This is a genomic window from Microbacterium sp. NPDC003461, from assembly GCF_053588335.1.
The window spans coordinates 98,614-124,833 of the sequence record NZ_JBSFPT010000001.1 but is presented as its reverse complement, the minus strand read 5'-3'; the positions used below and the strand labels follow the sequence as shown (position 1 = coordinate 124,833).

Sequence of the window (26,220 nt, the reverse complement as noted above, 5' to 3'; positions counted from 1 at the left end):
CGAGACGAGCAGGCGATGCGGTGCCACCGCCTGATCCGCGCTCCGCGGCCCTCGCCCGATAGGCTCGAGGCATGTCGTCGTCCCCCTGGTCCTGCGTCCTGTGGGACGTCGACGGCACGGTCGCCGACGCCTCCGCCGGCATCCTGCCCCGCATCACCGAGGTGCTCACGCAGCTCGGCCGCATGCCCCCGGAGCCCGATGAGCTGCGCCACTGGATCGGCCCTCCCATGCTCGAGTCGTTCGAGGTGCGCGGCCTGCTCTCGCCCGACGAGGCCGTCGAGGCGGTGCGCAGGTACCGCGAGCTCGCGGCGCGCGACGGCTACGCCGCGTCGGTGCGCCTGTACGACGGCGTGCCCGAGCTCATCCGCGCGCTGCACGAGGCCGGGGTCCCCCAGGCCACCGCGAGCACGAAGCCCGAGAACCAGGTGAAGGCCATCCTCGAGCACTACGGCCTCACGTCGTGCTTCGTCACGATCGTCGGCGCCCGCGCCGAGGCGACCGTGCTCGACACCAAGACCGACGTGATGCGCCGCGCGCTGGATCGCCTCACCGAGGCCGGCGTCGATGTGTCGCGCCCCGTGCTCGTGGGCGACCGCCATCACGACGTGGACGGCGGCGCCGCCCTCGGCGTGCCCGTGATCTTCGCCCGCTGGGGCTTCGGCAACCCGGGCGAGGAGGAGGGCGCGAGCGCGGTGGTCGACGACGCCGGCCAGCTGCGCGAGCTGCTTCTCACCGACTGATCGCCCACACGGAGGCACGCATGACACAGCCCGCACCCGACATGGCCGCGGTGTTCGACGCGGTCACCGCCGAGCAGCTCCGCGCCGCGGGGTCGATCAAGTGGACCCTCTTCCCCGACACGATCGCGGCCTGGGTGGCGGAGATGGACTTCGGCACCGCGCCGGTCGTCACCGAGGCGCTGCACGCCGCCGTCGACGCCGGTGCGTTCGGCTACCTGCCTCCCGCGTTCGCGACGCGGCTCGGCGAGGCGTTCGCCACGTGGTCGGCGACGCGCTACGGGTGGGCCGTCGACCCCGCCGACGTCAAGCCGATGCCCGACGTCATCGCGGCCCTCGAGCTGGCGATCGAGCACTTCAGCGCCCCGGGCTCCGCGGTCGTCCTGCCCACGCCGGCGTACATGCCGTTCCTCACCGTGCCGCTCGCCCACGGCCGGCGGATCATCCAGGTGCCGATGATCCGCACCGCCGACGGCTGGGAGTACGACCTCGACGCCCTCGACGCCGCCTTCGCGGACGGCGGCGGGCTGCTCGTGCTCTGCAACCCGCACAACCCGATCGGGCGCGTGCTGCGCCGCGACGAGATGGCCGCGATCGGCGAGATCGTGGCGCGCCACGGCGCACGCGTGTTCTCGGACGAGATCCACGCGCCGCTCGTCTACGACGCGCCGCACGTGCCCTACGCCTCGGTCAACGCGGTGAATGCCGGTCACACCATCACGGCGACGTCGGCGTCGAAGGCCTGGAACCTGCCCGGGCTCAAGTGCGCGCAGCTCATCCTCTCCAACGACGCGGATCGCGCCTACTGGCAGGAGCACGGGCAGTCGTTCGGTCACGGCGCGGCGAATCTCGGCGTGATCGCGAACACCGCGGCCTACTCCGCCGGCGGCGCCTGGCTCGACGGCGTGGTGTCGTACCTCGAGGGCAACCGCCGACTGCTGGCCGACCTCGTCGCCGAGCACCTGCCCGGCGTGGTCTACACGCCGCCGGAGGGAACGTACCTGGCGTGGCTCGAATGCGCCGCCCTCGGCCTCGAGGGATCGCCGGCCGAGTTCTTCCGCGGGCACGCGGGCGTCGTCACGACCGACGGCGCGATGTGCGGCGCCGGGGCGGAGACGGCCATCCGGTTCAACATCGCCATGCCGCGCCCCCTGCTGGAGCAGGCGATCGCCGCGATGGGTGCGGCGCTGCGCGCCCGCTGATCCGCCTCGCCCGCGCGGGGGCAAGACGAAAGCCCCACCCGCCTGAGCGGATGGGGCTTGTCGGTGATCCGGACTACAGCGGCCGGATGTTCTCCGCCTGAAGACCCTTGGGGCCCTGGGCGATCTCGAACTCCACGCGCTGGTTCTCTTCCAGCGAGCGGTAGCCCGACGACTCGATTGCGGTGTAGTGCGCGAAGACGTCGGAGCCGCCCTCGTCAGGAGAGATGAAGCCGAAGCCCTTCTCCGAGTTGAACCACTTGACGGTGCCCTGCGTGCTCATTTACTGCCGTTCTATAGAAATTCGGCCGCCGTAGTGTTGTCGACGACCAAGGCCCACGCTAGCCGGTCGCGGCTGTGAGCGATAGGGGAACGGCGTAAAGAATGGAAACAGCCCTCACCGTTGGGGGGAAACAGTGAGGGCCGGACGACCGAGAGAGGACGTCGGGCATTATGTTACGCCACGTGTCCCCCAAACGGTGGACACGTACCCGCCCTCCCCGGGCAGCCCCCAAAGCCCACCGCCTGAAGCGTGCCAGGCGGCCGTCACAGGAGCGAGCGGCGCTCCACCGTCCGCGCGCACCGGAAGCCGATGTGCGTCGTCGCCGAGTCCTCGCTCTGCGGAGAGCGGGCCGCGGGGCGGTAACGCAGGCAGTACTCGGGCGCGCACAGGTGCGAGCCCCCCTTGAGTACGCGGCGCGGGATCGCCTCCCCGGGAGCCGCGTCGGCGGCGGCGTCCGAGGGGCCGCAGGAGCAGGCACCCTCGCAGGCGGCCGAGGGATCCCGATGGCGATCGGTCCAGCGATCGCTCGTCCACTCCCACGTGTTGCCGGTCATCTCGTAGAGGCCGTACCCGTTCGCCGGGAACGACCCCACGGGTGCCGTGCCGATCCACCCCCGCGCGCCGGTGTTCTCGTAGGGGAACCGGCCCTGCCAGGTGTTGGCGTGCGCGGCGCCCTCGTTGCCGTCCTCGCCCCACGCGTATGTCGCGCCGCGCAGCCCGCCGCGCGCGGCGAACTCCCACTCCGCCTCGGTCGGCAGCCGCTTGCCGGCCCACGCCGCGTACGCGTTCGCGTCCTCGAACGACACCTGCACCACGGGATGGTCCTCGCGCCCGTCCACCGTCGTGTCCGGCCCGCCCGGGCGGCGCCAGCACGCCCCGGGGACCCATGCCCACCACTGCCGCCAGTCCCGCAGGTCGACGGGACCGGAGGTCATCCGGAACACGAGGCTGCCGGCCGCGCGCATCGCCGGATCGGCGCCGGGGAAGGCGGCAGGGTCCAGGGGCCGCTCGGCGACCGTCACGTAACCGGTCTCGGCCACGAACCGGGCGAACTCCGCGTTCGTCACGGCGTGCTCGTCCAGCTCGAACGGATCCACCCGCACGCGGTGCACGGGGCCCTCTTCGGGGTAGAACCGCTCGGAGCCCATCTCGAGGACGCCGCCGTCGATCCGGACCATGCGGATGCCGTCGCTCACCGGATCCCCTCCCACAGCACGTAGGCGGCGCAGGCCGACGCGAGCGCCGCGAGCGCACCGGCGAGCAGCGCGAGCGGTACGGCGTCCTGGTGTGCCAGCGCGCGCCCCGCCGTGAGCGCGTCGTGCGCCCTGCGGTACCGGCGCCCGGCGGCCAGGTAGGCGGCGAGCGCCAGCACGACGCCGCAGAGTCCCAGGGCGGCCGCGAGCGCCCCGGCCTGGGGCGCGGCGAACCGTGCGGCCACCGCGCTGCCCACGCCGAGCGCGAGGCAGGTGCGGCGCCACGCCAGCAGCGTGCGCTCGGGCTGCAGGCCGGGATCGAACACGGTCACAGCAGCATCCCGATCGCCACGAGCACCGTCCCGGCGACCACGCCGAGCGCGATCACACCCCCGAGCGACTGGCCGGGCAGCGGCCGGCCCAGTCGCATGGCGCGCTCGGTGCGGGCCCAGCCGATCCATGCCTGCAGCGCCGCCGCCGTGCCGAGCGCGACGAACACCGCGGCGGCGGCGAAGCGGAACCGCTCGTCCGCCGGAAGGCGCAGCGCCTCCAGCGCCACCCCGGCCGCGAGGAGCGCGAGGGACGTGCGCACCCAGGCCAGGAAGGTGCGCTCGTTCGCGAGGCTGAACCGCGGGTCGGGCTCCTCGCCCCGGCCGTACACCGACGACGGGAAGCGCGCACCCGGGCTCACGCGCCCCCTCCCGCCCGGACCCCGGCGTCGACCGGGGCGCCCGGGTCCGCGGGGTGTCCGACGTCGGCGGGATGCGGCGCGTCGCCGAGCCGCCGCTGCTCGGCGCGCAGGCGGCGCCGCAGGTCGTCCCGGACCTCGGCGTAGTCCGGATCATGGAACACGTTCCGCAGCTCGCCGGGATCCGCCGCCAGGTCGTACAGCTCCCACTCCAGCGGGTAGGTGAACGCGCCCGTGCCGGGCAGCCCGAGGCCGTCGTTGTAGAAGCAGATGAGCTTGTACCGCTCCGACCGGTAGCCGTAGTGCGCGGGGGCGTGGTGGAAGACGTCGTCGTGCTCCCAGTAGCGGTAGTACATCCCCTCGGCCGGCGGATCGGATGGGGCGCCGACGAGATCGCCGAAGACGCTGCGCCCCTGCATGCGCGGGTGGTGCGCGACCCCGGCGGCGTCGAGGATCGTCTGCGCGAGGTCGACGTTGGTGACGATCCCCTCGTGCACCCCGCCGGCCGGCACGCGCGCCGGATAGCTCATCAGCAGCGGCATCCGCAGCGACTCCTCGTACATGAACCGCTTGTCGAACCAGCCGTGATCGCCGAGGAAGAACCCCTGGTCCGAGGTGTAGATCACCAGGGTGTCGTCGAACTCGCCGCGCTCACGCAGCCGGTCCGTCACGCGGCCGACGCTCTCGTCGACCGCCGCCACGCACCGCAGGTAGTCCTCCATGTAGCGCTGGTACTTCCACAGCGCCTCCTCCTCGTACGACAGGCCCGCCGGCGGATCCTGCTTCAGGTCCTCGCGGTTGAGGTTCTCGGCGATGCGCATGAGGGCCCGCCGCGCCGACGAGGTGCGCGTGGCGTAGTCGTCGCCGAAGGTCCGCGGCACGGGGATCGGATCGGTGTAGAGGTCGCGGTGGCGCGGGTGCGGCTCCCACGGCCGGTGCGGTGCCTTGTGGGAGATCAGCACGCACCACGGTTCATCGCCGTCCAGCGACTCCACCCAGCCGAGCGCGAGATCCGTGATGACGTCGGTGGCGTATCCCTCCACCGTGCGCAGGCCGTCCGCCGACAGGAACCGCGGGTCCCAGTACTCCCCCTGCTCGATGAGCACGTCCCAGTAGTCGAAGCCCTGCGGATCGTGCCCCTCGCCGTCGCCCATGTGCCACTTGCCGATCACCGCCGTGCGATACCCGGCGGCCTTCAGCGCGCTCACGAAGGTGGGCTGGCTCGCGTCGATCGGCGTCACGAGCGTCGTCACGCCGTTCACGTGCGAGTACGTGCCGGTGAGGATCGACGCGCGGCTCGGCGAGCACAGGGCGTTCGTCGCGAAGCAGTTCTCGAAGCGCACGCCGTGCGCACCGATCTCGTCGATCCGGGGCGTCGCGTTCACGACCGACCCGTACGCGCCGATCGCGTGCGCCGCGTGATCGTCGGTGAGGATCATGACGATGTTCGGCCGCCGGTCGGGCGTCATGCGCCCTCCCGCCCTCGTCCCTCCGGCGCCGCCGCGTAGGTCGACTCGTCCAGCCCCGACATCATCGGGTCGTAGTCGAGGTCGCCCACCTCGTACATCGACGTCATCCAGTGATAGAAGTTGTCCCCGCGCTCCCGCAGCAGCGCGTACAGCCGCTGCATCATCCGCGTCCGGACGCCCTTCATCTCCGGCAGCTCGTACACGTTGAGGAGCTCGTCGGGATCCGTGAGCAGATCGTAGAGCTCGTTGACGGAGTCGGGGTTGACGACGAGCTTGTAGCGCTCGTCGCGCAGCATGCGCTGCGGGTAGGGGAAGTGGTGCCCGTGGAACTCGCACACGATGTCCTCCTGCCACGCGACCTCGTCCCGCGAGGCGAGGGGCAGCAGGCTGCGGGAATCGACGGCGGGCGAAGGATCGATGCCGGCCAGCTCGAGGATGGTGGCCGTGCAGTCGAGCAGGCTCACGAACTCGGTGCGGACCACACCCTCCGGCTGGCCGGGCACGCGCAGCAGGCCCGGCGTGCGGTAGATGTCCTCGTACATCGCCGGGCCCTTGTCGTGCAGGCGGTGCGCACCGGTGAACTCGCCGTGGTCGCACGTGAAGAACACCGCGGTGTCGTCGGCCAGGCCCAGCCGGGTCATGGCGTCCATGACCCGGCCGACCTGCGCATCGATGAGCGCCACGTATCCCCAGTAGACCGCGATGAGCTTGCGCGACTGCTCGATCGGCATGGTGTCGAACGTCCAGTGCGCGCTGTAGTTCTTCTGCACGGTGGGCTTGCCCTGGAACGTCTCGGCCACCGAGCGGGGCAGCTCGATGAGCTCCGGATCGAACATGTCGAAGTACTCGTCGGGCAGGATGTACGGCAGGTGCGGCCCGAAGAAGCTCAGCTCGAGGAAGAACGGACGCCCGTCCCTGTGGCTCTCCTCCGCGTAGCGCTCCAGCAGCTCGATCGCCCGCGTGGCGAGGTAGTGCTCGAAGGTGGCCTCGACCGGCTGGTGCAGGCGCGCGGCGAGCAGGTTGCCGGGCCCGCCGTTGGGAAGCGTGCCGCGGATCCGGTCGCTGATCGCATAGGGCGGCAGGCCGTGCTCGGCGAGGTAGCGCAGGTAGTCCTCGTGCTCGACGGGGTTGTGCCAGCCGGGCAGGTCGGGACCGTCGAACCCGAACGAGGCGGCGTTCTTCTCCGTGCCGATATGCCACTTGCCGATGAGGCCGGTGTTGTAGCCCTTCTCGCGCAGCGCCTCGACGAAGGTGAACGTGCCGTCGGCGATGTCCTCCGAGTAGCCCACGTTGCGCTCGTGGTTGGCGAGCACCTTGTGGCGGAACGGCGCCTGACCGGTCAGCAGGCTCGCGCGGGACGGCGTGCAGATGGCCGTGGGCGTGTACCAGCGGTCGAACCGGGTCCCGGTCCGCGCCAGCTCGTCCAGCACCGGGGTGGTGCCGAACGCGTTGCCGTACGCACCGAGGGTGTCGACCCGGTGCTGGTCGGTCATGAGGAAGAGGATGTTGCGGGGCTTCGTCACTTCTCTCCCTGCCCGGCCTGCACGAACAGGTCGCCGGTGTAGTAGGTCGCGGGGTCCACCTCGCTGGGGATCCGCTCGGCCGAGATGAAGAAGTCGTTCATGCTCGTGAGCCATTCGTCCACCGTGCCGTCCTCGGTGTACTCGTCGAGCTGCTCGGCCGTGAGCAGCTCGACGTTCGCCGCATCGGCCTCGACCTGCGCGGGCTCGAGCTGCAGCATCGCGGCGGTCAGCTTGATGGTCTCCGGCATGTTGTCCGCGCGGTACGCCATCGCCTCGCGCAGCACGGCGAGCACCTTCTCGACGGTCTCCGGGTCGTTCTCGACGAGCTCGTTGCCCGCCACGAAGGCCGTCGGGAACGCGGTGGTCTCCGAGAAGTCCTCGTTCTTGGCCAGCTCGACGACGTCGGGCACCTGCTCCTTGATGGTCGCGATCGCCGGGTACCAGAACCCCGCGGCGTCGATCTGGCCGGACGCGAACGCCGACACGATCGTCGACGCGTCCATGTTCACCACCTCGACGTCGTCCTTGGTCAGGCCGGCCTCCTCGAGCGCGAGGGAGAGGATCATGTCGCCCGACGTGCCCTCGGGCACACCCACGGTCCTGCCGGCGAGATCCTCGACCGACTCGATGCCCGGCTGCGCGATGACGCGGTCGGCGTTGCCCAGGGTGTTGAGGGCGACGATCTTGGCCTGGCCCGTGGCCGGCAGCCAGAAGGCGCCGGGACCGATGTAGCCGAAGTCGAGGTCGCCGGTGTCGAGCGCCTGGATCTGCAGGGGGCCGTTCGTGAACGAGCTCACGTTCGCGTCGATGCCGTGCTTCTCCCAGAGGCCCTGGTCCTCGGCGACCGCGAGCAGGCTCGCGCCGTTGAAGTCGGCGATGTAGCCGAAGTCGACGGTCGTGGTCTCCTCGCCGCCGGTTCCCCCCTGCGCCGAGCAGCCGGCGAGCGCGAGGGCGGCGAGGGTCACGGCCGAGGCCGCGCCGATCAGGTGTCGTGTGCGGGTCATGTTCATTCGCTTTCTGTGGGTGTCACGCCGTCGTCGTCGACGGCGTGGAGGGGGCGGTCTGGTGGTAGACGGCGTGCCACACGCGGTTGCGCAGCTCGGTGAACTCCGGGCTGAGACGCATCTCCTCGGTGCGCGGGTAGGGCAGGTCGACGTCGACGATCTCCGCGATGCGGCCGGGACGCGCCGCCATCACGACGACGCGGTTGGCGAGGAACACCGCCTCGTCGACGTCGTGCGTGATGAACATCACCGTGCGCTTGTCCTGGCTCCACGTCTCGAGCAGCTGCTCCTGCAGCCGCACGCGGGTGAGGGCGTCCAGGGCGCCGAACGGCTCGTCCATGAGCAGGATCGACGGGTTGACGGCGTAGGCGCGGGCGATGGCGCAGCGCTGCTTCATGCCGCCCGACAGCATCTTCGGCAGGGCGTCGGCGAACTGCTCCAGCCCCACCATGCGGATGAAGTGCTCGGCCCGCGTGTGGCGCTCGGCCTTCGGCACGCGCGCCGTCTTGAGGCCGAACTCCACGTTCTGGCGCACCGTGAGCCACGGGAACAGGGCGTACTGCTGGAAGATGACGCCGCGCTCCGGCCCCGGCCCCGTCACGGCCCGGCCGTCGACGAGCGCCTCTCCCGCGGTGGGCTGCTCGAGCCCGGCGAGGATGTTCATGAGCGTCGACTTGCCGCAGCCCGACGGCCCGACGACGGTGACGAACTCGTTGTCGGCGATGTCGAGGTCGACGCCCCCGAGGGCGACGAAGTCCTCTCCGGCGAGCGGGAACACCTTCCGCACGCCGCGGATCTCGATCTTCGGGTCGGTCGTCATCAGCGGCGCTCCTGCCATCCGGTCAACTTCGCTTCGGCGAGCAGCAGCAGCCGGTCCATCACGAGACCGAGCACGCCGATCACCACGATGCCGACGAAGATCGTCGGCAGGTCGTAGAAGAGCTGCGCCTGCTGCATCCGGCGCCCGAGGCCCTGCTGCGCGGCGAGCAGCTCGGCCGCGACGAGGGTGGCCCACGCCGATCCGAGGCCCACGCGCATGCCGACGAGGATGAACGGCGTCGAGGCGGGCACGACGACCCTGGCGAAGATGTAGCCGTCCTTCGCGCCCAGCACGCGTGCGGCGTTGATCAGGGTGCGATCGACGCTGACGACGCCCTGGTAGGTGGAGATGACGCAGGCCAGGAAGGCGGCGAGGAAGATCACGAACACCTTGGGCAGCTCGCCGATGCCCATCAGCACGAGCACGAGCGGCAGCAGCGCGAGCGGCGGGATCGTGCGGAAGAACTGGATCCACGGCTCGAACAGCCCGCGCGCGACGGCGTACCAGCCCATCAGGAAGCCGACGGGGATGGCCGCCGCGGTGCCGAGGACGAAGCCGGACAGCACGCGTCCGAGGCTGGCGAGGACATCCTGCAGGAGCACCCCGCTCGCGGCGAGCTCGATGCCCTTCTGCACCACCTCGAGCGGGGTCGGCAGCTGGAGCCCGGCGAGCGCGAGCACCCACCACAGGGCGATGCCGCCGAGGACCGATGCCACGTTGTAGGTGAGCAGGCGCCCGGCACGGCGGTCGCGCCGGGCGCCGGTGGTCGCGATGGCGCGCGTGGGGGTCTCCGCGGCGGGGCCGGAGGGCGCGCGCTCGATGCGTGTGGTGCTCATGCGCGCCTCCTCCCCTCGTCGGGGCGGTGGCTTGTGTCGTTCACGAGGTGCTCCTTAGCGATCGGGTGAACGGGCGCACGGGGGCTGGCGCGCCGGAGGTGAGAGAGGGGCCGGAGCGCAGCAGCGCGGCGATCGCGCCGCGCGCGCCGCCGTCGTCCGAGAGCCGAGCGGCGCGTGCGGTGGGCGCCGCTCCCGCGAGGGGGAACAGCTCGAAGGTGAGCGTGGAGTGCACCTGCTGCAGCAGCGGCGGCGCGAGGCGCACCAGCTCGCCGGCGACGACGACCTCGGAGGGGTTGAGCACCATGGCGGCGCCGCCGAGCACGCGCCCGACGGCGGCTCCGGCCTCGCGCAGCACCTGCTCGACGACGGGGTGCGCGATGCCGACGGCGCGCCGCAGCTCGTCGAGGTCGCGCACCTCGGCGCCCCTCGCGCGGCATTCGGCGAGGATCGCCGGCACGGACGCCACGGACTCGAGACAGCCCCGCTTGCCGCACCGGCACGCGCGGCCGTTCTGCTCCACGGTCACGTGGCCGAGTTCGCCGCCGAACCCGTGGGCGCCCGTCACGAGGTGCCCGTCGATGACGAGCCCGCCGCCGACGCCGTCGCCCAGACGCAGGTACAGCAGGTGCCGGGAGTCGCTCTCGATCGCCTCGGCGAGGGCCGCGAACCGGGTGTTGTTGTCGATCACGAGGCGCGCGTCGAAACGGGCCGCGAAGGCCGCGTCGACCCCAGTCGCGGCGGAGCGATGACCCCAGCCTCCGCCGTCGCGGTCGTTCACCGGCGAGTACGGGCCGGGCACGCCGATCCCCACGCCCTGGATGTCGTGCAGGTGCGCCCCGCTGTCGGCGCAGAGCCGGTCGATGAGCGCGAACGCCGCGTCGATGCGCTGGGGCCATTCGCTCTCGGCCGGGTAGTGCTCGGCACCGGAGGCCAGCACCTCGTGCGCCGCGTCCGCGATCACGGCGTGCACCCGGCGGTGACCGAAGTCCACCCCGAGGAACTGCCCGGAGCGCGGATCGAGGGCCAGGCGCTCGGCCGGGCGCCCGCTGCCGGTGCGGGAGCGGGCATCCGTCTCGGCGACGACGATCGCGCCGCGACGCAGCAGATCGGCCGTGATCTCGGAGAGGGTCGTCCGCGAGAGACCGACCCGCTCGGCGAGCTCGCCGCGGCTCAGGGCGCCGTGCTCGCGCAGGGCGCGCAGCACCCGGTCTTCGTGGGTGGAGCGGACGAGCCTGTGCACTCCGTTGAGCATGGACACGAGGGGTAGCGAATCACGGCCGAATTTTTCCGTCTACAGCCCGATAGAAAAACCGCGTCCTTTCGTCCCGCCCGTGTGCGAAACCACGGCGGAGCGAAAGGACGCGGAACGTGAGTCAGCGCCGTCGCGACCGGGCCACGTAGAGGCGGCCCTCTTCCGGCCCCGTCCACTCCAGACGCACGATGCCCGGCACCGCCGCGTCGCCGACGCGCGACGGATCCGACCAGTACCCCGCGTTCGGATTGCGGAAGAACGTCGCCCACAGGTGCCCGCTGCGGTCGCGGAAGATGTTGTTGTGGCCGGCGCCCACGCCCATCGTCCACCGCGGGGAGTACGGCCCCTCGAACCTGTCGGCCACTGCGAGCACGGCGTCGTACTGGAACTGCGTGCGTCCCGCGCCCGGCGGATCGTACGCGTAGCGCACGGTGCCGTCGGCGCGGGTCGAGGCGCGGCTCCAGGCGGCGTGCATCAGGTAGTACCGCCCCTCGTGCGCGAACACCGTCGCGCCCTCGAGGTAGGGCTCCGGCGCGTAGGGCACCTGCGCGAACCGCGGCAGGTTCGTGGTCGGGACGATGTCCTCCATGTCGTCGCGGAACGGGGCGAACAGATCGTTGTGCAGCACGAGCCAGGCCCGGTCGCCCTCCGTGAACATGCCGCCGTCGATGTGGTGATAGGCGCCGGGCTCGATGAACGCCGGTCCGCCGATGAACGGATCGCCGAACGGCTTGTGCAGGTTGCCCTGCGCCAGCCGGTAGGGCCCCTCGATCCCGCCCTCGCTGACGAGCAGGAAAGATCCGACCTTGCGCGAGTGGTCGCCCATGCAGGCCACGATGTACCAGCGGTCACGGAAGTGGTGCAGTTCGGGCGCCCATGCCTGCCCCCGCTTGCCGAAGCGGTCGTCGTGCCAGTACTCCTGCCACGGCGCCACGACCGTGCGGCCAGGGCGGTTCTCGTCCACGAATTCGGGCGACCAGACCTTGCCCTTCTCGGCGGCCGGGCGGATCCCCGTCGTGTCCGCCAGGCGCCACGGCCCGTGCAGCGAGGGGGCCGTCCACACGAAGATGCCGTCGTTCCACGGTCCCGCCGCCTGCAGGCCGGGCACGCGGGTGGTGCCGGTGGCCACGTAGAGGGGCCGGCCGTCGACGACGAAGCAGTTCACATACGTGTCGCGCATCCACACGCGACCCAGTTCCTCGTCGCGCGGCCGGAGCTCCAGCGGCAGGATCATCGAGTTGTCCTCGCGCGGCCAGAGCTCCTCGCGCACGTCCGCCAGACCGTACGGCTCGGGATCCGGCCAGTTCTCCGGCCAGCGCCCGCCGTTGCCGCCGCCCGCCTGTGCCGGCGAGGCGGCCAGCGCCACCATCCCCAGCGATCCGCCGATCCCCGCCAGCACGGTCCTGCGGCCGATCGCCCCATCCTGCGCACGCGTCATCGCGCACTCCCTTCGTCCGCGCGGGCGCCGATGCCCGCCGCGAGACACAAGGTAGGGAGGGCGTTTTCGACCCACAACAGCCGACAGAAAGACCATTCGCCGCCCCGCACGGCAGGCACTCGAACGCGCCCCCGATCGCTCTCGCCCGGCGTCGCCCCGCCCGTCAGCCCACCGCCCGGCGTCGCGAAGCGACGCATCGGGGGGGCGGTGGGGTCGCCCCCCGCACAGACAAACGCAGATGGCCCCTGGGAAGCGACATCCGTCGCGACCAGGGGCCATCCATCTGCGTGGTGCGCGAGGGGGGACTTGAACCCCCACGTCCGTAAGGACACTGGCACCTGAAGCCAGCGCGTCTACCTATTCCGCCACTCGCGCGAGGCGGCTTGCAACCGCACTCAACCAAGCGAGGATATCACGGCGGAGGAGGCCGTCACGAACCGGCCAGGACGTCGCGCGCGGGCCTCGTCGCGTGTCGTGAGAGGCCCCGCCACCTTGTGTACAGACGCCCTGGCTACGATGGCCGCAACCGATACGCCCCGCGGAGGAGCCATATGGGACTGCTGGACAGCTTCGAGAAGGGTCTCGAGCGCGCCGTGAACGGTGCGTTCGCGAAGACCTTCCGCAGCGGCATTCAGCCCGTCGAGATCGCCTCCGCGCTGCGCCGCGAGCTCGACACGAAGGCCGCCGTGGTCAGCCGCGACCGCATCCTCGTGCCGAACGAGCTGACGGTGCGGCTGAATCCCACCGATGAGGAGCGCATGGCGCGCCTCGGCTCGGCGCTGCACACCGAACTCGACGAGATGGTGCGCAAGCACGCGGCCTCGCAGGGGTACAGCTTCGCCGGCGCCGTGCGCATCGCGATCCGCGCCGACGAGCAGGTCTCCACGGGCACGATCGCGGTCGACTCCCGCTCGGCGGAGGGCGACGTCTCGTGGCAGCCCGTGGTCGAGATCGGCGGGCGGCGGCACCCGCTGCGGGGCGCGCGCACGGTGATCGGCCGCGGCAGCGACGCCGACATCACGATCGCCGACACGGGCACGAGCCGCAAGCACGTCGAGATCCTGTGGGACGGGCGGAACGCGATGATGCGCGATCTCGGATCGACGAACGGCTCGAAGGTCGACGGGCGCGCCACGAAGCAGGCGCCCCTGCACTCCGGATCGGTGGTGCGCATCGGCCGCACCGATATCGTGTTCCGCGTCGTGCCGCAGTCGGCGCCGCGGAGCGCGCCCGGCACGAGCGCCACGCGCCTGTTCGACGCCCGGGAGAGCTGAAGACGTGACCGATCTGACCCTGCTGATCCTGCGCGGCGGCTTCCTGCTGCTGATGTGGCTGTTCGTGCTGTCGGTCGTGTTCGCGCTGCGTGCCGACCTGTTCGGCGGCCGCGTGCGCCGCCTGCCGGAATCGGCCGCGGCGAGCGCGCCCCGGTCCGCCGCGGCGGCGAAGGCACCGGCCACTCCCCCGACCCCGAGCCCCACCGTCGGCTCGAGCGGGCCGGCGACCACGTCCACCGTGAACCGGATCGTCATCACCTCGGGCCCGAAGGCGGGCCTGGAGCTGCCGCTCGGCACCGAGCCGCTCACGATCGGCCGCTCCTCCGAGGCCGGCCTCGTCATCCGCGACGACTACACCTCCAGTCACCACGCGCGTCTCGTGCTGTGGGGCGACCAGTGGATGATCCAGGATCTCGACTCGACGAACGGCACCCTGCACGACGGCGAGCGCGTGCAGCCCTCGTCCCCCGTGCCCGTGCAGGCCGGCGCCCCCATCAAGGTCGGCGCCACGACGTTCGAGCTGCGGAAGTAACCCGAACGCATGGTCTTCGAGGGCTCGAGCGCCGCCATCTCCCACACGGGAAAGGTGCGGACGAACAACCAGGACTCCGGTTACGCCGGGTCCAACCTGTTCGTCGTCGCCGACGGGATGGGCGGGCACGCCGGCGGCGACGTCGCCTCGAGCGTGGCCGTGAACCGGCTGCAGGCCCTCGACCGCGCGTTCGAGACCCCGCAGGAGGCCGAGGCCGAGCTGCGCGACACGATCGCCGACACGGCGGGCGACCTCATCCAGCTCGTCACCCGCCGGCCCGAGCTGGCCGGCCTCGGCACCACGGTGAGCGCCATCGCGATGGTCGACGAGTGGGCCGTCATCGCGCACATCGGCGACTCGCGCATCTACCTGTGGCGCGACAGCGAGCTGACGCAGATCACGAACGACCACACGTTCGTCCAGCGCCTGGTGGATTCGGGTCGCATCACGCTCGAGGAGGCGCGATACCACCCCCGCCGGTCGGTGCTCATGCGCGTGCTCGGCGACATGGACCCGAACCCCGAGATCGACACGCTGATCATGCAGACGCGACCGGGCGACCGGTGGCTGCTCTGCTCGGACGGCCTCTCGGGCGTGGTGGACGAGCAGCACATCGCCAAGGTGCTGCGGCGCGACGAGGCGCCGGGGCGCACGGCCGACGCGCTGCTGCGCCAGACGCTCGACGGCGGCGCGCCCGACAACGTGACGATCGTCATCGTCGACGTGGGCGGCCAGCACCCCACCTTCCTCGCCGCGCCGTCCGTCGTGGGCTCGGCGTCCAATCCCCAGGGCGTCAGCCTGCCCGCCGCCACGCGATCCGGTCTGCCGACCGGCTGGCTGCATCCCCGCAGCCAGGCGGCGAACGAGCCCAGCCACTTCGAGCCCGACTCGGACTACCTCGAGGAGCTCATCGCCGAGGACCGTCGGCGCGCGCGGCGCCGGCGCATCGGCGCGATCGTCGCGATCGTGCTGCTGGTCGGCATCCTCGCCGCCGGATTCGCCGGCTTCTACAGCTGGACGCAGACCCGCTACTTCGTGGGTGCCGACGAGGACACCGTGGTCGTCTACCAGGGCGTGCAGGCGAACCTCGGGCCGATCACCCTCGCCCGGCCGTACGAGGACACCGAGATCCCGCTCGACGAGCTGACCGACGCCAACCGCGCGGCGGTGGAGCGCACGATCACCGCGCGCTCGCTCGCGCATGCGGAGGAGATCGTCGACCGCCTCGAGGCCAACCTCCCCGCCGAGGACGAGGAGGCCACCCCCACGCCGTCGCCCTCGTCGAGCACCGCGGTGCCCACCATCCCGAACCCCGTGCCCACCGACGAGCCCACCCATACGCCCGACGGAGGTGAGGGATGACCGACGTCGCCGCCGACACCGCGGTCCTCAAGGCCCTGCGCCGCGTGCGCACGCCCGCACCGCGTCGCAACCGCGAGCTGCTCCTGCTGCTGTTCGCCATCGTCCTGTCCACGGGCGCCATGGTGCTCGTGCAGTTCGGCGCCCTCGGCGAGCTGTCGACGACCGAGCTCGTGCTCTCGGGGCTGCTGGGCGCGCTCGCGCTGGCCCTGCACGTGGTCCTGCGCATGCGCGCACCCGACGCCGACCCGCTCGTGTTGCCGATCGCGTTCCTGCTCACCGGCCTCGGCATCGCCGAGATCTATCGGATCGGGCTCTCGGGCGCCGACGGCACGAGCCCCACGGCGGGCAGCAGCCAGATCGCGTACGCGGCGGTGTCGATCCTGCTGGCCGGCGCGGTCGTGTGGCTGCTCGGCAACTACCGCATCCTGTTCCGGTACACGTACCTCTTCGGCCTGGCGGGCATCGTCCTGCTGCTGCTGCCGTTCATCCCGTTCCTCAACGGCGGCGGCAACGCGCAGGTGTGGATCCAGATCGCGGGCTTCAACTTCCAGCCGGGCGAGATCGCCAAGATCTGCCTCGCGATCTTCTTCGCCGGCTACCTCGTCCGCACGCGCGAGAGCCTCGCCACGACGGGGCGGAAGTTCCTGGGCTTCACGTTCCCGCGCGCCCGCGAGTTCGGCCCGATCCTCGTGATCTGGCTCGTCTCGCTCGCCATCATCGTGTTCCAGCGCGACCTCGGCACGGGGCTGCTCGTGTTCGGCATGTTCGTCGCGACGCTCTACGTGGCCACGGGCAAGACCGGGTGGATGCTCATCGGCGTGCTCCTCGCGCTCGGCGGCGCCATCGCCGCGGCCTTCACCCTGGAGTACGTCGGCTGGCGCTTCACGAACTGGCTCGACGCGTTCGACCCGGAGGTGTACGACAGGCCGGGCGGCAGCTTCCAGCTCGTGCAGGGCATCTTCGGCCTCGCGCACGGCGGCCTGTTCGGCACCGGGCTCGGGCAGGGACGGCCGTACATCACGCCCGTGTCGCAGAGCGACTACATCCTGCCCTCGCTCGGCGAGGAGCTCGGGCTCGTCGGCATCTTCGCGATCCTCTCGCTCTACCTCGTCTTCGTCGGGCGCGGCCTGCGGATCGGCGTGGCCGGGCAGGACGACTTCGGCAAGCTGCTGGCGACGGCGCTGTCGTTCACCCTCGCGCTGCAGGTGTTCGTCATGGTCGGCGGCGTCACGCGCCTGCTGCCGCTGACGGGCCTGACCACGCCGTTCCTCGCGGCGGGCGGATCGTCGCTCGTGGCGAACTGGATCATCGTGGCGCTCGTGCTGCGCATCAGCGATGCGGTGCGCCAGCAGCCGAGGGCGGTGATCGGATGACGATCGTGACCTCGACTCGCTGCGCTCGCTCGGCCCGTCTCGGCTCCCTGCGCCCGCTCGACGAACGGAGGATCCGATGACCAAGGAGCTGCGCAGGCTCACCACCATCGTGATCCTCATGTTCATCGCGCTGTTCGCCTCGACGAGCGCGGTGCAGTTCGTGTACGTGGGCGCCCTCAACGACCACCCGAACAACCGCCGCACCCTGTACGACAGCTACGAGGTGCAGCGCGGGGCGATCGTGGCGGGCGGCCAGCGCATCGCCACCTCGGTGCCGAGCGGCGACCTGTACGCGTGGCAGCGCCAGTACGTCGACTCGCCCATGTGGGCGCCGGTCACGGGCTACATCAACCCGGTGCTCCAGTCCGCGCGAGGCATCGAGGAGGCGATGAGCCAGGAGCTGGCGGGCAACGCCGATTCGGCCTTCTTCTCGCGCCTCGAGCAGATCCTGTCGGGCCAGGACCCCCGCGGCTCGTCCGTGGAGCTGAGCCTCGACCCCGACGTGCAGCGCGCGGCGTACGAGGCGCTCGGCGACCTGCAGGGCGGCATCCTCGCGATCGAGCCCGCCACCGGGCGCGTGCTGGCCATGGTGAGCACCCCGAGCTACGACGCCAACCAGCTGGCGGGCCACGACTCGCAGGCCGTGAACGCCACCTTCCAGGCCCTCGTCGACGACCCGGGCGACCCGCTCCAGAACCGCGCCATCGGCGGCAACCTCAATCCCCCCGGCTCCACGTTCAAGCTCGTGGTCGCGGCGGCGGCGCTCGAGTCGGGCGAGTACACGGCCGACTCCACGTTCCCGAACCCCACCTCCTTCACGCTGCCCGGCACGTCCACGTCCATCCGCAACGCCGGCGGCGGGGCGTGCGGGCCCGGCGAGACGGTCACGCTCGCCGACGCGCTGCGGCTCAGCTGCAACATCCCGATGGCCGAGCTCGCGATCGAGCTCGGCGACGAGGCGATCCGCCAGCAGGCGGAGCGGTTCGGCTTCAACCACGAGTTCCTGCTGCCGCTGCCGGCGACGCCGTCGGTCTACCCGACGAGCGCGCTCAGCGACGACCAGACGGGGCTCACCGGCTTCGGCCAGGGTCCGCTCATCGCCACGCCGCTGCAGATGGCGCTCGTCTCGGCGGGCATCGCCAACGGGGGCGTCGTGATGAACCCCTGGATGGTCGATCAGGTGGTCGGCGACGACCTGTCGGTGCAGCAGAGCTGGGACCCGACGGTGTTCGGCGAGGCGATGGACCCGGAGATCGCGGATGCCCTGGTGGACATGATGGTCCGGAATGTCTCGGACGGGGCCGCGTCGAATGCAAGAATAGACGGCGTCGAGGTGGCCGGGAAGACGGGCACGGCCGAGAACGACGGGGACGATCCCTACTCCCTCTGGTTCACCGGATTCGCGCCGGCGGACGATCCGCAGGTCGCGGTCGCCGTCGTCGTGGAGGCCGGCGGTGGCCAGGGTCAGTCGGGCATGGGTAACACGATCGCGGCACCCATCGCGAAGAAGGTCATGGAGGCGGTGCTGGACTGATGAGGCCAACGCAGGGAGTGACGTTCGGCGGACGCTACGAGCTCAGCTCGCGGATCGCGATCGGCGGCATGGGCGAGGTCTGGGAGGCCACGGATCACGTCATCGGACGGACCGTCGCCATCAAGATCCTCAAGGACGAGTACATGGGCGACCCCGGCTTCCTCGAGCGCTTCCGCGCCGAGGCCCGCCACGCGGCGCTCGTGAACCACGAGGGCATCGCGAGCGTCTTCGACTACGGCGAGGAGGCCGGATCGGCGTTCCTCGTCATGGAGCTCGTGCCGGGCGAGGCGCTCTCGACCATCCTCGAGCGCGAGACGTCGCTGCCGCCCGAGCGCACGCTCGACATCGTCGGCCAGACCGCCGCCGCGCTGCAGGCCGCGCACGCCGCGGGCCTCGTGCACCGCGACATCAAACCGGGCAACCTGCTCATCACCCCCGACGGGCGCGTGAAGATCACCGACTTCGGCATCGCCCGCATCGCCGACCAGGTGCCGCTGACGGCGACCGGCCAGGTGATGGGCACCGTGCAGTACCTCTCGCCCGAGCAGGCCTCGGGCCACCAGGCGAGCCCCGCCACCGACATCTACTCGCTCGGCATCGTGGCGTACGAGTCGCTGGCCGGGAAGCGCCCCTTCACGGGCGAGTCGCAGGTGGCCATCGCGATGGCGCAGATCAACGACGCGCCGCCGCCGCTGCCCGCCGACATCCCGCAGCCGGTGCAGAACCTCGTGATGACGATGATCGCGAAGAAGCCGGAGGACCGTCCGGCCTCGGCCGCCGCCGTCTCGCGCGCCTGCACCGCCCTGCGCCGCGGCGACGTGGCGGCCGCCGCGGCCGCCGTGCCGGCCATCGCGACCGCCGGCGCCCTGGCCGACGAGGGCTTCACGCAGCTGCTGGGCACCGCCGGCGACGGCACCACGCAGCTGATCCCCGCGACCTCGCCGCTGCCCGTCGCCACCGACGAGGAGGTCGTCGAGGAGACGCCGCAGAAGAAGAAGCGCAGCCCCTGGACGTGGCCGCTCGTCGCGCTCATCGCGCTGCTGCTGATCGCGGTGGTCGGAACGCTCATCGCGCTGTTCGCCAACCAGGACGACGAGCCCTCGGCCGATCCGTCGACCCCCAGCAGCAGCGCCCCGCGCCCCACCCCCACACGCACCACCTCGACCCCGACTCCCACGGGGGTCGACATCGACGCGCTGCAGCTGAACGGCCGCACGTGCGACGAGGCGACCTCGCTGCTGGGCGCCGAGGGCGACTTCCAGGTGAACTGCCCCACGGGCAACGCCGCGGCCACCCAGGACGAGGTCGGCCGCATCTACAGCGTCGACCCGCGCGGCGTCGTGCCGGAGGGCAGCACCATCACGCTCACCGTCTACGGCGACATGGTCGCGATCCCGGCGCCGGGCAGCGGTCCCCGCTTCCCGGAGACCGTCACCACGGGCACTCAGAGCACCGTGTACTGGGACTACTACCAGTGCCCGAGCGGCGCCGGGTCGCTCACGGGCTACGCCGTGACGCTGCACCAGGGCGCCACGTTCGTCGACGACGGGTCGACGTCGCGCATGTTCGGCGCCGACGTGACGCAGGCGCAGATCAACGTGACGGGCCCCGCCGCGTCGTCGGTCTCGGCGAGCTACACGGCCCTCTGCGGCGACCGCGAGTCGGCCGCGTCGCCGTCGGGAAGCCAGGTGGTCAGCGGCGCCGAGCAGCCCGAGCCCGCGCCGACCCCGACCACGAGCCCCGAGGCGGAAGGCGACCAGGGTCAGGGCTGATCGCCCCCGCGCCTCGCCCACGGGCCTCTCGGCTCGGCGGGAGGGGCCTCGGATATTCTGAACTGATCACCGACCTCGGGAGTCATCTGTGCCGTCTGAGACCCGCGTCCTCGCCGGGCGCTATCGCGTCGAGGAGCTGATCGGCGAGGGCGGGATGGCCAGGGTGCACCGCGGGTACGACGAGACCCTCGACCGCGCCGTGGCGATCAAGATCCTCAAGCGCGATCTCGCGTCGGACAGCACGTTCCGCACGCGGTTCCGGCTCGAGGCGCAGGCGGCGTCGCGCATGGCGCACCCCTCGATCGTGCGCGTGTTCGACGCGGGCGAGGAGGTCGAGACCGAGGGCTCGCGCACCTTCCACACGCCGTACATCGTCATGGAGCTGGTGCAGGGCACGCTGCTGCGCGACATCATCGCCCGGGGCCCCGTGCCGCCCGCCGACGCGGCCCGCTACGTCGACGGCATCCTCGAGGCCCTCGAGTACTCGCATCGGGCCGGTGTGATCCACCGCGACATCAAGCCCGCGAACGTCATGGTGACGCCGGCCGGTCAGGTCAAGGTGATGGACTTCGGCATCGCCAGGGCCGTCTCCGACAGCTCCTCGACGGTCGCCGAGACCACGCAGATCCTGGGCACGGCCGCCTACTTCTCGCCCGAGCAGGCCAAGGGCGAGCCCGTCGACGCGCGCGCCGACCTCTACTCCGCCGGCGTGGTGCTCTACGAGCTCGTCGCCGGAAGGCCGCCGTTCCGGGGCGAGTCCCCCGTCGCCGTCGCGTATCAGCACGTCAGCGAGACGCCGGTCAAGCCGTCGGAGCACAATCCCGACGCCCCGCGCGCGCTCGATGCCATCGTGCTGCGCGCCCTCGCGAAGGATCCGTATCAGCGCTACCCCGACGCCGCCTCCTTCCGCGCCGCGCTCGCGGAGGCATCCAGCGGCCGCGAGCCGTCCAAGCGCGCCATCACGTCGCTCACGAACACGCTGTACGGCCCCAACCCCCGCCAGGCGCAGGAGACGGCCCGCTCGCTGCGCCAGCTCAGCACCGACACCACGATGACGCGCACGCAGTCCGGGCCGCCGGTGGCGTGGATCTGGGCCGGCGTCGCGCTCCTGGCCGTGCTGCTGATCTCCGTGCTCATCTGGGTGCTCGCCATCCGGCCCATCCCGGCGGTGCCGGCGGGCGCGCGGGTCGTGCCCGAGGTCGCGGGCCTCGCCGCCGATCGGGCGATCGAGGATCTCGAGGCGCTCGACCTCGAGCCCATCCGCACCGAGGAGCCGAGCGAGACCGTCCCGGAGGGCGTGGTCATCCGCACCGATCCCGAAGCGGGCGAGTCTGTGGCGCCCGGGCAGCGGATCGACGTGGTCGTGTCGGACGGCCAGGAGCTCGCCGCCGTGCCCGCGCTGGTCGGCACGAGCGAAGCGGAGGCGCGCGCCGCGCTGGAGGAGGCCGGACTGTCGGTCGGCACGATCACGCCGCGCAACGACCCGCAGGCCGCCGCCGGCACCGTGCTCGAGGCGGATGCGGACGAGGGCGACGAGCTCGCCGTCGGCACGCGCGTGTCGCTCGTGGTGGCGACCGGTCGCGTGGCGATCGTGGACTACAGCGGGTTCACCCTCGATGCGGCCAGCCGCGATCTCGAGCAGCTGGGGCTGTCGCCGGAGCCGGTGGCGGATCCGGGATGCCCGGGATCGGCGGACGATCCGCAGGTCAGCCGCCAGCAGCCGGCCCCCGGCGAGGTCGACATCCACTCGGCCGTGCAGCTGTTCTACTGCACGGGCGAGTGAGCCGGCCTCGGATCACGTCGCGAACGAGAGGGCGTCGATGACGCCGTCGTCCGGCACGAACGTCGCGGCGACCCACGGGAAGATGTGGAAGAACAGCCCGTACAGCGCGAGCGCCGCGAGCACGAGCAGGATGAGCACCCGCACCCACCACGGCCCGGGCAGCACGCGCCACAGCGCGCCGTACATCAGGCGACCGCCTCGGTGAGCGAGGCCGGCTCGCCCTCGGCGCGCGGCTGGAACGACTCGAACACCCCGTAGGCGATGATCCGCTCCGCGAGCGAGTACCGCGGCGAGCACGCCGTCAGCGTGATGTACGCCTCGTCCGCCGGTGCCTCGGGGGCCTGCGGCACGTCCAGCAGCACGTCCACCTCGTCGGGGCGCACGTACTCGAGCGTGCGGAACCGGTAGGTGAACCACCCCTCCTCCGTCTCCACGACGATCGCATCGCCCACACGCAGCGATGCGATGTCGGCGAAGGGCTTGCCGAACGTGGTGCGGTGGCCCGCCAGCGCGAAGTTGCCGATTTGCCCCGGCATCTCCGTTCCCGGGTAGTGCCCGATGCCGATCGGGTCGAGCGTGACGGGCCGCGTCACGCCGCCCGCCATCGGCATGAGGTAGTCGTCCCCCCAGCGCGGCACGTGCATCACTCCGAACCGCTCGCCATCGGCCGGCTCGGGCAGCGCCGGGGGCGCGAACACCGGCGCGCCCGTGCCGGGATCGGCGACGACCGGCGGCGGCGCCGGCGGGTCGCCCGCCTCCCATTCCTGCGCGAGCTCGGCGCCCTGCGCGTTGCGCTCGGCGCCGTAGATGACATCGCCGATCCAAAGCTGCCACACCACGTACAGCAGCAGCACGACGCCGGCCGTCAGCAGGAGCTCGCCGAGCACGCCGGTCACCGAGACGCGGCGCGACGGGCGCGGCGCGCGGAGTGGCTCTGCCACGGTGCTCACGTGCCCAGTCTAGGGATGGCGCCCCGGCCCAGTAGACTTTCCGCATGGCACGCAAGAGCGACGACGAGACCCCCGAGCGCCCCGTCGGCGAGCCCGGCCCGAATCCGGTCTGGTTCAAGCCGGTGATGATCGGGTTCATGCTGCTCGGGCTGGTGTGGATCCTCGTGTTCTACCTCTCGAGCCAGGCCTACCCGATCCCCGACATCGGCGCCCTGAACCTGCTCATCGGCTTCGGGATCGCCTTCATCGGCTTCCTCATGACCACACGCTGGCGCTGACGCCGGCCGACAGAACCCCGCCCTCGAGGCGGGGTTTTCTCGTTCCTCGGCAGACGACGCGGCGAATCACATCGTTGTGATTCTTCCCACAGCTGTGGGAAGACCTGTGGAGAGCGCGCCCCCCGACGACCGCCCGCCACGACGAATGACACGGGTGTAGTTCTCCCCAGTGTGGAGGAATCTGTGGATAACTCCGGGGAGAACTCCGCCGATCCGTGGACAGCCCGTGGAGGAGCCGGTGGACAACGGGTCGATCGGCTCCGAGCGGCGTCAGGTGAGGGCGGGGAACCCGAGCAGCGGCGGCAGGAGGAAGACGGCCACGATGCCGGCGCCGATCACGCCGAGCAGCACGCGCTGGCGCACCTGCTGATCCGCGCGGCGTGTGCGGGTGAAGACGAGCCCGATGAGCGCGCCGACGAGCAGGCCGCCCACGTGCGACTGCCACGAGATGCCCGCCCCCGGGATGAAGCCCAGCACCAGGTTGATGCCCAGCACGATGAGCATGCCCGTCATGTTGGCGCCGATGTGGCGGGCGATCACGATGAGCGCGCCGAACAGGCCGAACACCGCGCCGGACGCGCCGACGACCGGCGTGTAGAACGACAGCAGCGCCACGGCCGCCGAGCCTCCGGCCGCGCACATCACATAGGTCGTCACGAAGCGCGCCGTCCCGAGCATCGGCTCGAGCACCCGCCCGATCATCCACAGCGACAGCATGTTGAGGAACACGTGCATGAAGTTCGAATGCGCGAGCGCGACGGTGACGACGCGCCACGGCTCGAAGTGGCCGGACTGCGGGTACAGCCAGGGCGCGATGAAGCCGAGCCACTGGTTCAGCGAGAACCCCACCGTCCGGCCGGCCCAGTCGACGAGGAACGCGACGGCGGTGAGGATGAAGATCCACATCATGCCGCGTGTGCCGCCGCCGGTCGACGCGGCGATCGCCGAGCCGCCCTGGCCCCAGCGGCGGCGGGCGCGCTTCTGCGCGGGCGTGTGCGCGCGGCGCTGCTCGGCGAGGCACTCGGGGCAGATCACGCCGACGGCGGCGGGCGTCTGGCACTCACCGCAGATGGTGCGCGCGCACCGCTGGCACAGCACGAAGCTCTGCCGGTCACGGTGCCGATAGCAGAAGTTGTCGCGGTTGCGCGCGAAGTCCGGCGTCGTCATCCGAGGGTCCTCACGCCCGCCGCTTGCGTCAGACCGCGGCGATGTCGATCGACGAGATCACGACGTCCGACGTCGGGCGGTCCTGCGCACCGGTCGGCACGGCGGCGATCGCGTCGACGACCCGCTTGGAGTCCTCGTCGGCGACCGCGCCGAAGATCGTGTGCTTGCCGGTCAGCCACGGCGTCGGGTCGGTCGTGATGAAGAACTGCGAGCCGTTCGTGCCCGACAGCTTGCCGAACGCGTTCGGGCGCTTGCCCGCGTTCGCCATCGCGAGCAGGTAGGGCTCGGTGAAGGCCAGCTCCGGGTGGATCTCGTCGTCGAACGCGTAGCCGGGGCCGCCGATGCCCTGACCGAGCGGGTCGCCGCCCTGGATCATGAAGCCGGGGATGATGCGGTGGAAGATGACGTCCTTGTACAGCGGGCCCTCGCCCTTGGCGCCCGTGCGCGGATCGGTCCACTCACCGGATCCGTCGGACAGGCCGATGAAGTTCTGGACCGTCTTGGGCGCGTGGTCGCCGAAGAGGTTGACGACGATGTCGCCGTGGTTGGTGTGGATGGTCGCGACGGCGGTGTGCTGGGGCATGATGCCATTCTCTCAGAGTTCCGTGAAGCCTCTGCCGCCGCGGCGCCCGCATGGCAAGATGAGGGAAACCAGACCGCCACGCAGATGGAGGGCGACCGTGAGCATAAGCCCCAGCAGGAAGCAGAAGAAGGAGCTTCGCAGGCTCCAGAAGACGGCAGCGGAGCTGTGGGAGGACCAGCAGGTGCTGGCGCAGCGGGCCGCGGACGTCGCCCGCGAGGCGGGCCGGCAGGCGAGCGTGTTCGGCCGCCAGAAGGTCGTGCCCGCCGCGCAGGCGAAGTACCACGAGGTCGTCGACCCGTACGTCCAGAAGGCCCGCCCGTATGTCGAGCAGGGCATGACCACGACCAAGCGCGTGGTGGACTCGAAGGTCGTGCCGGTCGTCGGCTCCGTCGTGGGCAAGGCGATGGGCGCCTGGGACGCGGCGAACGAGACGCGCCTCAAGCTGACCGGCAAGCCCGTGGTCGTGCCGAAGAAGAAGAGCGCGGGCCCGGTCATCGCGCTCGTGCTCGGCGCCGCCGCCGCGATCGGCATCCTCGTCGCCGCCTGGCAGACCCTGCGCGCCGACGACGAGCTCTGGGTCGCCGACGACCCGCTGTCCGCGCCCGACGCGTGACCCACGACGATCCGACGGCGCGCGTGCGCGCCGCGGCGGCCGAGCGCGGGCTCGAGATCGAGGTGGTCGAGAGCCCGTGCGCCGCATCGCTCGAGGAGGCGGCCGCGCTGCGCGGCATCACCCCCGGCGACATCGTCAAGACGCTCGTCGTCAAGGGCAAGGGCGACGAGTATTACTTCGCTCTCGTGCCCGGCGATCGCGCCATCTCCTGGCCGAAGCTTCGCGCGCTCCTCGGCGTGAACCGCCTGCGCCTGCCCGAGCCCGAGCTCGCGCTGCAGGCCACCGGGTACGAGCGCGGCACGATCGTGCCCCTCGGCTCGACGACCGCCTGGCCCGTGTACGCCGACGAGCGGATGCGCGGCAAGCGCGTGTCGATGGGCGCCGGCGCCCACGGCTGGACCATGTACGTCGACGCCGACGCCCTGCTCGAGGCCTACGGCGCAACGGTCGCCGACATCACCGACCCGATCGACGAGCTCCGCGCCTGACCTTGCCGTCCCTCAGCGAAACAGCATCCGCGCGCCGAGACAGCGTGCAGACGCCACGGTCTCGGCGCG

At 71.5% G+C, this 26,220-nt stretch carries 27 protein-coding genes and 1 tRNA gene; 12 read left to right on the top strand and 16 right to left on the bottom strand.

Annotated elements, in window-relative coordinates; all coding sequences use genetic code 11:
• The first annotated feature begins 71 nt into the window (after window positions 1-71).
• On the top strand, window positions 72-740 hold the full coding sequence (locus tag ACWDR7_RS00585; RefSeq protein WP_449852999.1) for an HAD hydrolase-like protein: 669 nt from the start codon (window positions 72-74) through the stop codon (window positions 738-740).
• Window positions 741-760: 20 nt separating this feature from the next.
• Window positions 761-1,939 carry a MalY/PatB family protein gene (locus tag ACWDR7_RS00580; protein ID WP_449852998.1) on the top strand — a complete coding sequence of 393 codons (1,179 nt, stop codon included), beginning with the start codon at window positions 761-763 and terminating at the stop codon, window positions 1,937-1,939.
• 73 nt (window positions 1,940-2,012) lie between these two features.
• On the opposite strand, the gene ACWDR7_RS00575 is transcribed toward ACWDR7_RS00580, so the two are convergent.
• The 12 genes from ACWDR7_RS00575 to ACWDR7_RS00520 form a co-directional block, all read right to left on the bottom strand.
• Window positions 2,013-2,219 (bottom strand): cold-shock protein, encoded by a 207-nt coding sequence (locus tag ACWDR7_RS00575; RefSeq protein WP_067028170.1) that lies wholly within the window; start codon window positions 2,217-2,219, stop codon window positions 2,013-2,015.
• Between the two features lie 263 nt (window positions 2,220-2,482).
• Window positions 2,483-3,397: a formylglycine-generating enzyme family protein gene (locus ACWDR7_RS00570; protein ID WP_449853123.1), complete on the bottom strand. Its 915-nt coding sequence runs from the start codon at window positions 3,395-3,397 to the stop codon at window positions 2,483-2,485.
• A gap of 14 nt (window positions 3,398-3,411) precedes the next feature.
• Window positions 3,412-3,744 (bottom strand): DUF202 domain-containing protein, encoded by a 333-nt coding sequence (locus ACWDR7_RS00565; protein WP_449852997.1) that lies wholly within the window; start codon window positions 3,742-3,744, stop codon window positions 3,412-3,414.
• Entirely contained in the window at window positions 3,741-4,103 is a 363-nt protein-coding gene (locus tag ACWDR7_RS00560) for a YidH family protein (protein WP_449852996.1), read from the bottom strand. The genes ACWDR7_RS00565 and ACWDR7_RS00560 overlap by 4 nt, the downstream gene beginning before the upstream one ends.
• Window positions 4,100-5,569, bottom strand: coding sequence for a sulfatase family protein (locus tag ACWDR7_RS00555; protein ID WP_449852995.1), 1,470 nt, complete (start codon window positions 5,567-5,569; stop codon window positions 4,100-4,102). Before ACWDR7_RS00555 ends, ACWDR7_RS00560 begins: the two co-directional genes overlap by 4 nt.
• On the bottom strand, window positions 5,566-7,092 hold the full coding sequence (locus ACWDR7_RS00550; protein WP_449852994.1) for a sulfatase-like hydrolase/transferase: 1,527 nt from the start codon (window positions 7,090-7,092) through the stop codon (window positions 5,566-5,568). Before ACWDR7_RS00550 ends, ACWDR7_RS00555 begins: the two co-directional genes overlap by 4 nt.
• Window positions 7,089-8,096 (bottom strand): aliphatic sulfonate ABC transporter substrate-binding protein, encoded by a 1,008-nt coding sequence (locus ACWDR7_RS00545; RefSeq protein ID WP_449852993.1) that lies wholly within the window; start codon window positions 8,094-8,096, stop codon window positions 7,089-7,091. Before ACWDR7_RS00545 ends, ACWDR7_RS00550 begins: the two co-directional genes overlap by 4 nt.
• 22 nt (window positions 8,097-8,118) lie before the next feature.
• Complete coding sequence (locus tag ACWDR7_RS00540; RefSeq protein WP_449852992.1) at window positions 8,119-8,916, bottom strand: ABC transporter ATP-binding protein; 798 nt, start codon at window positions 8,914-8,916, stop codon at window positions 8,119-8,121.
• Window positions 8,916-9,752 carry an ABC transporter permease gene (locus tag ACWDR7_RS00535; protein ID WP_449852991.1) on the bottom strand — a complete coding sequence of 279 codons (837 nt, stop codon included), beginning with the start codon at window positions 9,750-9,752 and terminating at the stop codon, window positions 8,916-8,918. The genes ACWDR7_RS00540 and ACWDR7_RS00535 overlap by 1 nt, the downstream gene beginning before the upstream one ends.
• 40 nt (window positions 9,753-9,792) lie before the next feature.
• Window positions 9,793-11,004: an ROK family transcriptional regulator gene (locus tag ACWDR7_RS00530; protein ID WP_449853122.1), complete on the bottom strand. Its 1,212-nt coding sequence runs from the start codon at window positions 11,002-11,004 to the stop codon at window positions 9,793-9,795.
• A gap of 121 nt (window positions 11,005-11,125) precedes the next feature.
• Window positions 11,126-12,442 carry a family 43 glycosylhydrolase gene (locus ACWDR7_RS00525; protein WP_449852990.1) on the bottom strand — a complete coding sequence of 439 codons (1,317 nt, stop codon included), beginning with the start codon at window positions 12,440-12,442 and terminating at the stop codon, window positions 11,126-11,128.
• Between the two features lie 288 nt (window positions 12,443-12,730).
• Window positions 12,731-12,817 (bottom strand) — tRNA-Leu (locus tag ACWDR7_RS00520).
• Window positions 12,818-12,993: 176 nt separating this feature from the next.
• Between ACWDR7_RS00520 and ACWDR7_RS00515 the strand changes: the two genes are divergently transcribed.
• From ACWDR7_RS00515 to pknB, 7 genes are all read left to right on the top strand, one after another.
• Window positions 12,994-13,716: an FhaA domain-containing protein gene (locus ACWDR7_RS00515; RefSeq protein ID WP_449852989.1), complete on the top strand. Its 723-nt coding sequence runs from the start codon at window positions 12,994-12,996 to the stop codon at window positions 13,714-13,716.
• A 4-nt stretch (window positions 13,717-13,720) separates the two neighbouring features.
• On the top strand, window positions 13,721-14,248 hold the full coding sequence (locus ACWDR7_RS00510; RefSeq protein ID WP_449852988.1) for an FHA domain-containing protein FhaB/FipA: 528 nt from the start codon (window positions 13,721-13,723) through the stop codon (window positions 14,246-14,248).
• 9 nt (window positions 14,249-14,257) lie between these two features.
• Window positions 14,258-15,610, top strand: a complete 1,353-nt coding sequence (locus tag ACWDR7_RS00505) for a PP2C family protein-serine/threonine phosphatase (protein WP_449852987.1) — start codon at window positions 14,258-14,260, stop codon at window positions 15,608-15,610.
• Window positions 15,607-16,983 (top strand): FtsW/RodA/SpoVE family cell cycle protein, encoded by a 1,377-nt coding sequence (locus tag ACWDR7_RS00500; protein ID WP_449852986.1) that lies wholly within the window; start codon window positions 15,607-15,609, stop codon window positions 16,981-16,983. The genes ACWDR7_RS00505 and ACWDR7_RS00500 overlap by 4 nt, the downstream gene beginning before the upstream one ends.
• A gap of 76 nt (window positions 16,984-17,059) precedes the next feature.
• The gene (locus tag ACWDR7_RS00495; RefSeq protein WP_449852985.1) at window positions 17,060-18,517 is read left to right on the top strand and encodes a peptidoglycan D,D-transpeptidase FtsI family protein; all 1,458 of its coding nucleotides are present in this window, start codon (window positions 17,060-17,062) and stop codon (window positions 18,515-18,517) included.
• On the top strand, window positions 18,517-20,289 hold the full coding sequence (locus ACWDR7_RS00490) for a serine/threonine protein kinase (RefSeq protein WP_449852984.1): 1,773 nt from the start codon (window positions 18,517-18,519) through the stop codon (window positions 20,287-20,289). Before ACWDR7_RS00495 ends, ACWDR7_RS00490 begins: the two co-directional genes overlap by 1 nt.
• A gap of 88 nt (window positions 20,290-20,377) precedes the next feature.
• Complete coding sequence (gene pknB, locus ACWDR7_RS00485; protein WP_449852983.1) at window positions 20,378-22,072, top strand: Stk1 family PASTA domain-containing Ser/Thr kinase; 1,695 nt, start codon at window positions 20,378-20,380, stop codon at window positions 22,070-22,072.
• A gap of 12 nt (window positions 22,073-22,084) precedes the next feature.
• On the opposite strand, the gene ACWDR7_RS00480 is transcribed toward pknB, so the two are convergent.
• Together ACWDR7_RS00480 and ACWDR7_RS00475 are read right to left on the bottom strand one after the other, a co-directional pair.
• Entirely contained in the window at window positions 22,085-22,258 is a 174-nt protein-coding gene (locus ACWDR7_RS00480) for a hypothetical protein (RefSeq protein ID WP_449852982.1), read from the bottom strand.
• Complete coding sequence (locus ACWDR7_RS00475; protein ID WP_449852981.1) at window positions 22,258-23,022, bottom strand: class E sortase; 765 nt, start codon at window positions 23,020-23,022, stop codon at window positions 22,258-22,260. Before ACWDR7_RS00475 ends, ACWDR7_RS00480 begins: the two co-directional genes overlap by 1 nt.
• Before the next feature lie 44 nt (window positions 23,023-23,066).
• On the opposite strand from ACWDR7_RS00475, the gene ACWDR7_RS00470 reads away from it, so the two are divergent.
• Complete coding sequence (locus tag ACWDR7_RS00470; protein WP_449852980.1) at window positions 23,067-23,300, top strand: cell division protein CrgA; 234 nt, start codon at window positions 23,067-23,069, stop codon at window positions 23,298-23,300.
• 270 nt (window positions 23,301-23,570) lie between these two features.
• On the opposite strand, the gene ACWDR7_RS00465 is transcribed toward ACWDR7_RS00470, so the two are convergent.
• Together ACWDR7_RS00465 and ACWDR7_RS00460 are read right to left on the bottom strand one after the other, a co-directional pair.
• Window positions 23,571-24,467 carry a rhomboid family intramembrane serine protease gene (locus tag ACWDR7_RS00465; protein ID WP_449852979.1) on the bottom strand — a complete coding sequence of 299 codons (897 nt, stop codon included), beginning with the start codon at window positions 24,465-24,467 and terminating at the stop codon, window positions 23,571-23,573.
• A 28-nt stretch (window positions 24,468-24,495) separates the two neighbouring features.
• Entirely contained in the window at window positions 24,496-25,050 is a 555-nt protein-coding gene (locus tag ACWDR7_RS00460; protein WP_449852978.1) for a peptidylprolyl isomerase, read from the bottom strand.
• Between the two features lie 97 nt (window positions 25,051-25,147).
• Between ACWDR7_RS00460 and ACWDR7_RS00455 the strand changes: the two genes are divergently transcribed.
• Both ACWDR7_RS00455 and ACWDR7_RS00450 read left to right on the top strand, forming a co-directional pair.
• Window positions 25,148-25,663 (top strand): DNA helicase, encoded by a 516-nt coding sequence (locus tag ACWDR7_RS00455; protein ID WP_449852977.1) that lies wholly within the window; start codon window positions 25,148-25,150, stop codon window positions 25,661-25,663.
• Window positions 25,660-26,151 (top strand): aminoacyl-tRNA deacylase, encoded by a 492-nt coding sequence (locus tag ACWDR7_RS00450; protein WP_449852976.1) that lies wholly within the window; start codon window positions 25,660-25,662, stop codon window positions 26,149-26,151. Before ACWDR7_RS00455 ends, ACWDR7_RS00450 begins: the two co-directional genes overlap by 4 nt.
• Window positions 26,152-26,220: the final 69 nt, after the last annotated feature.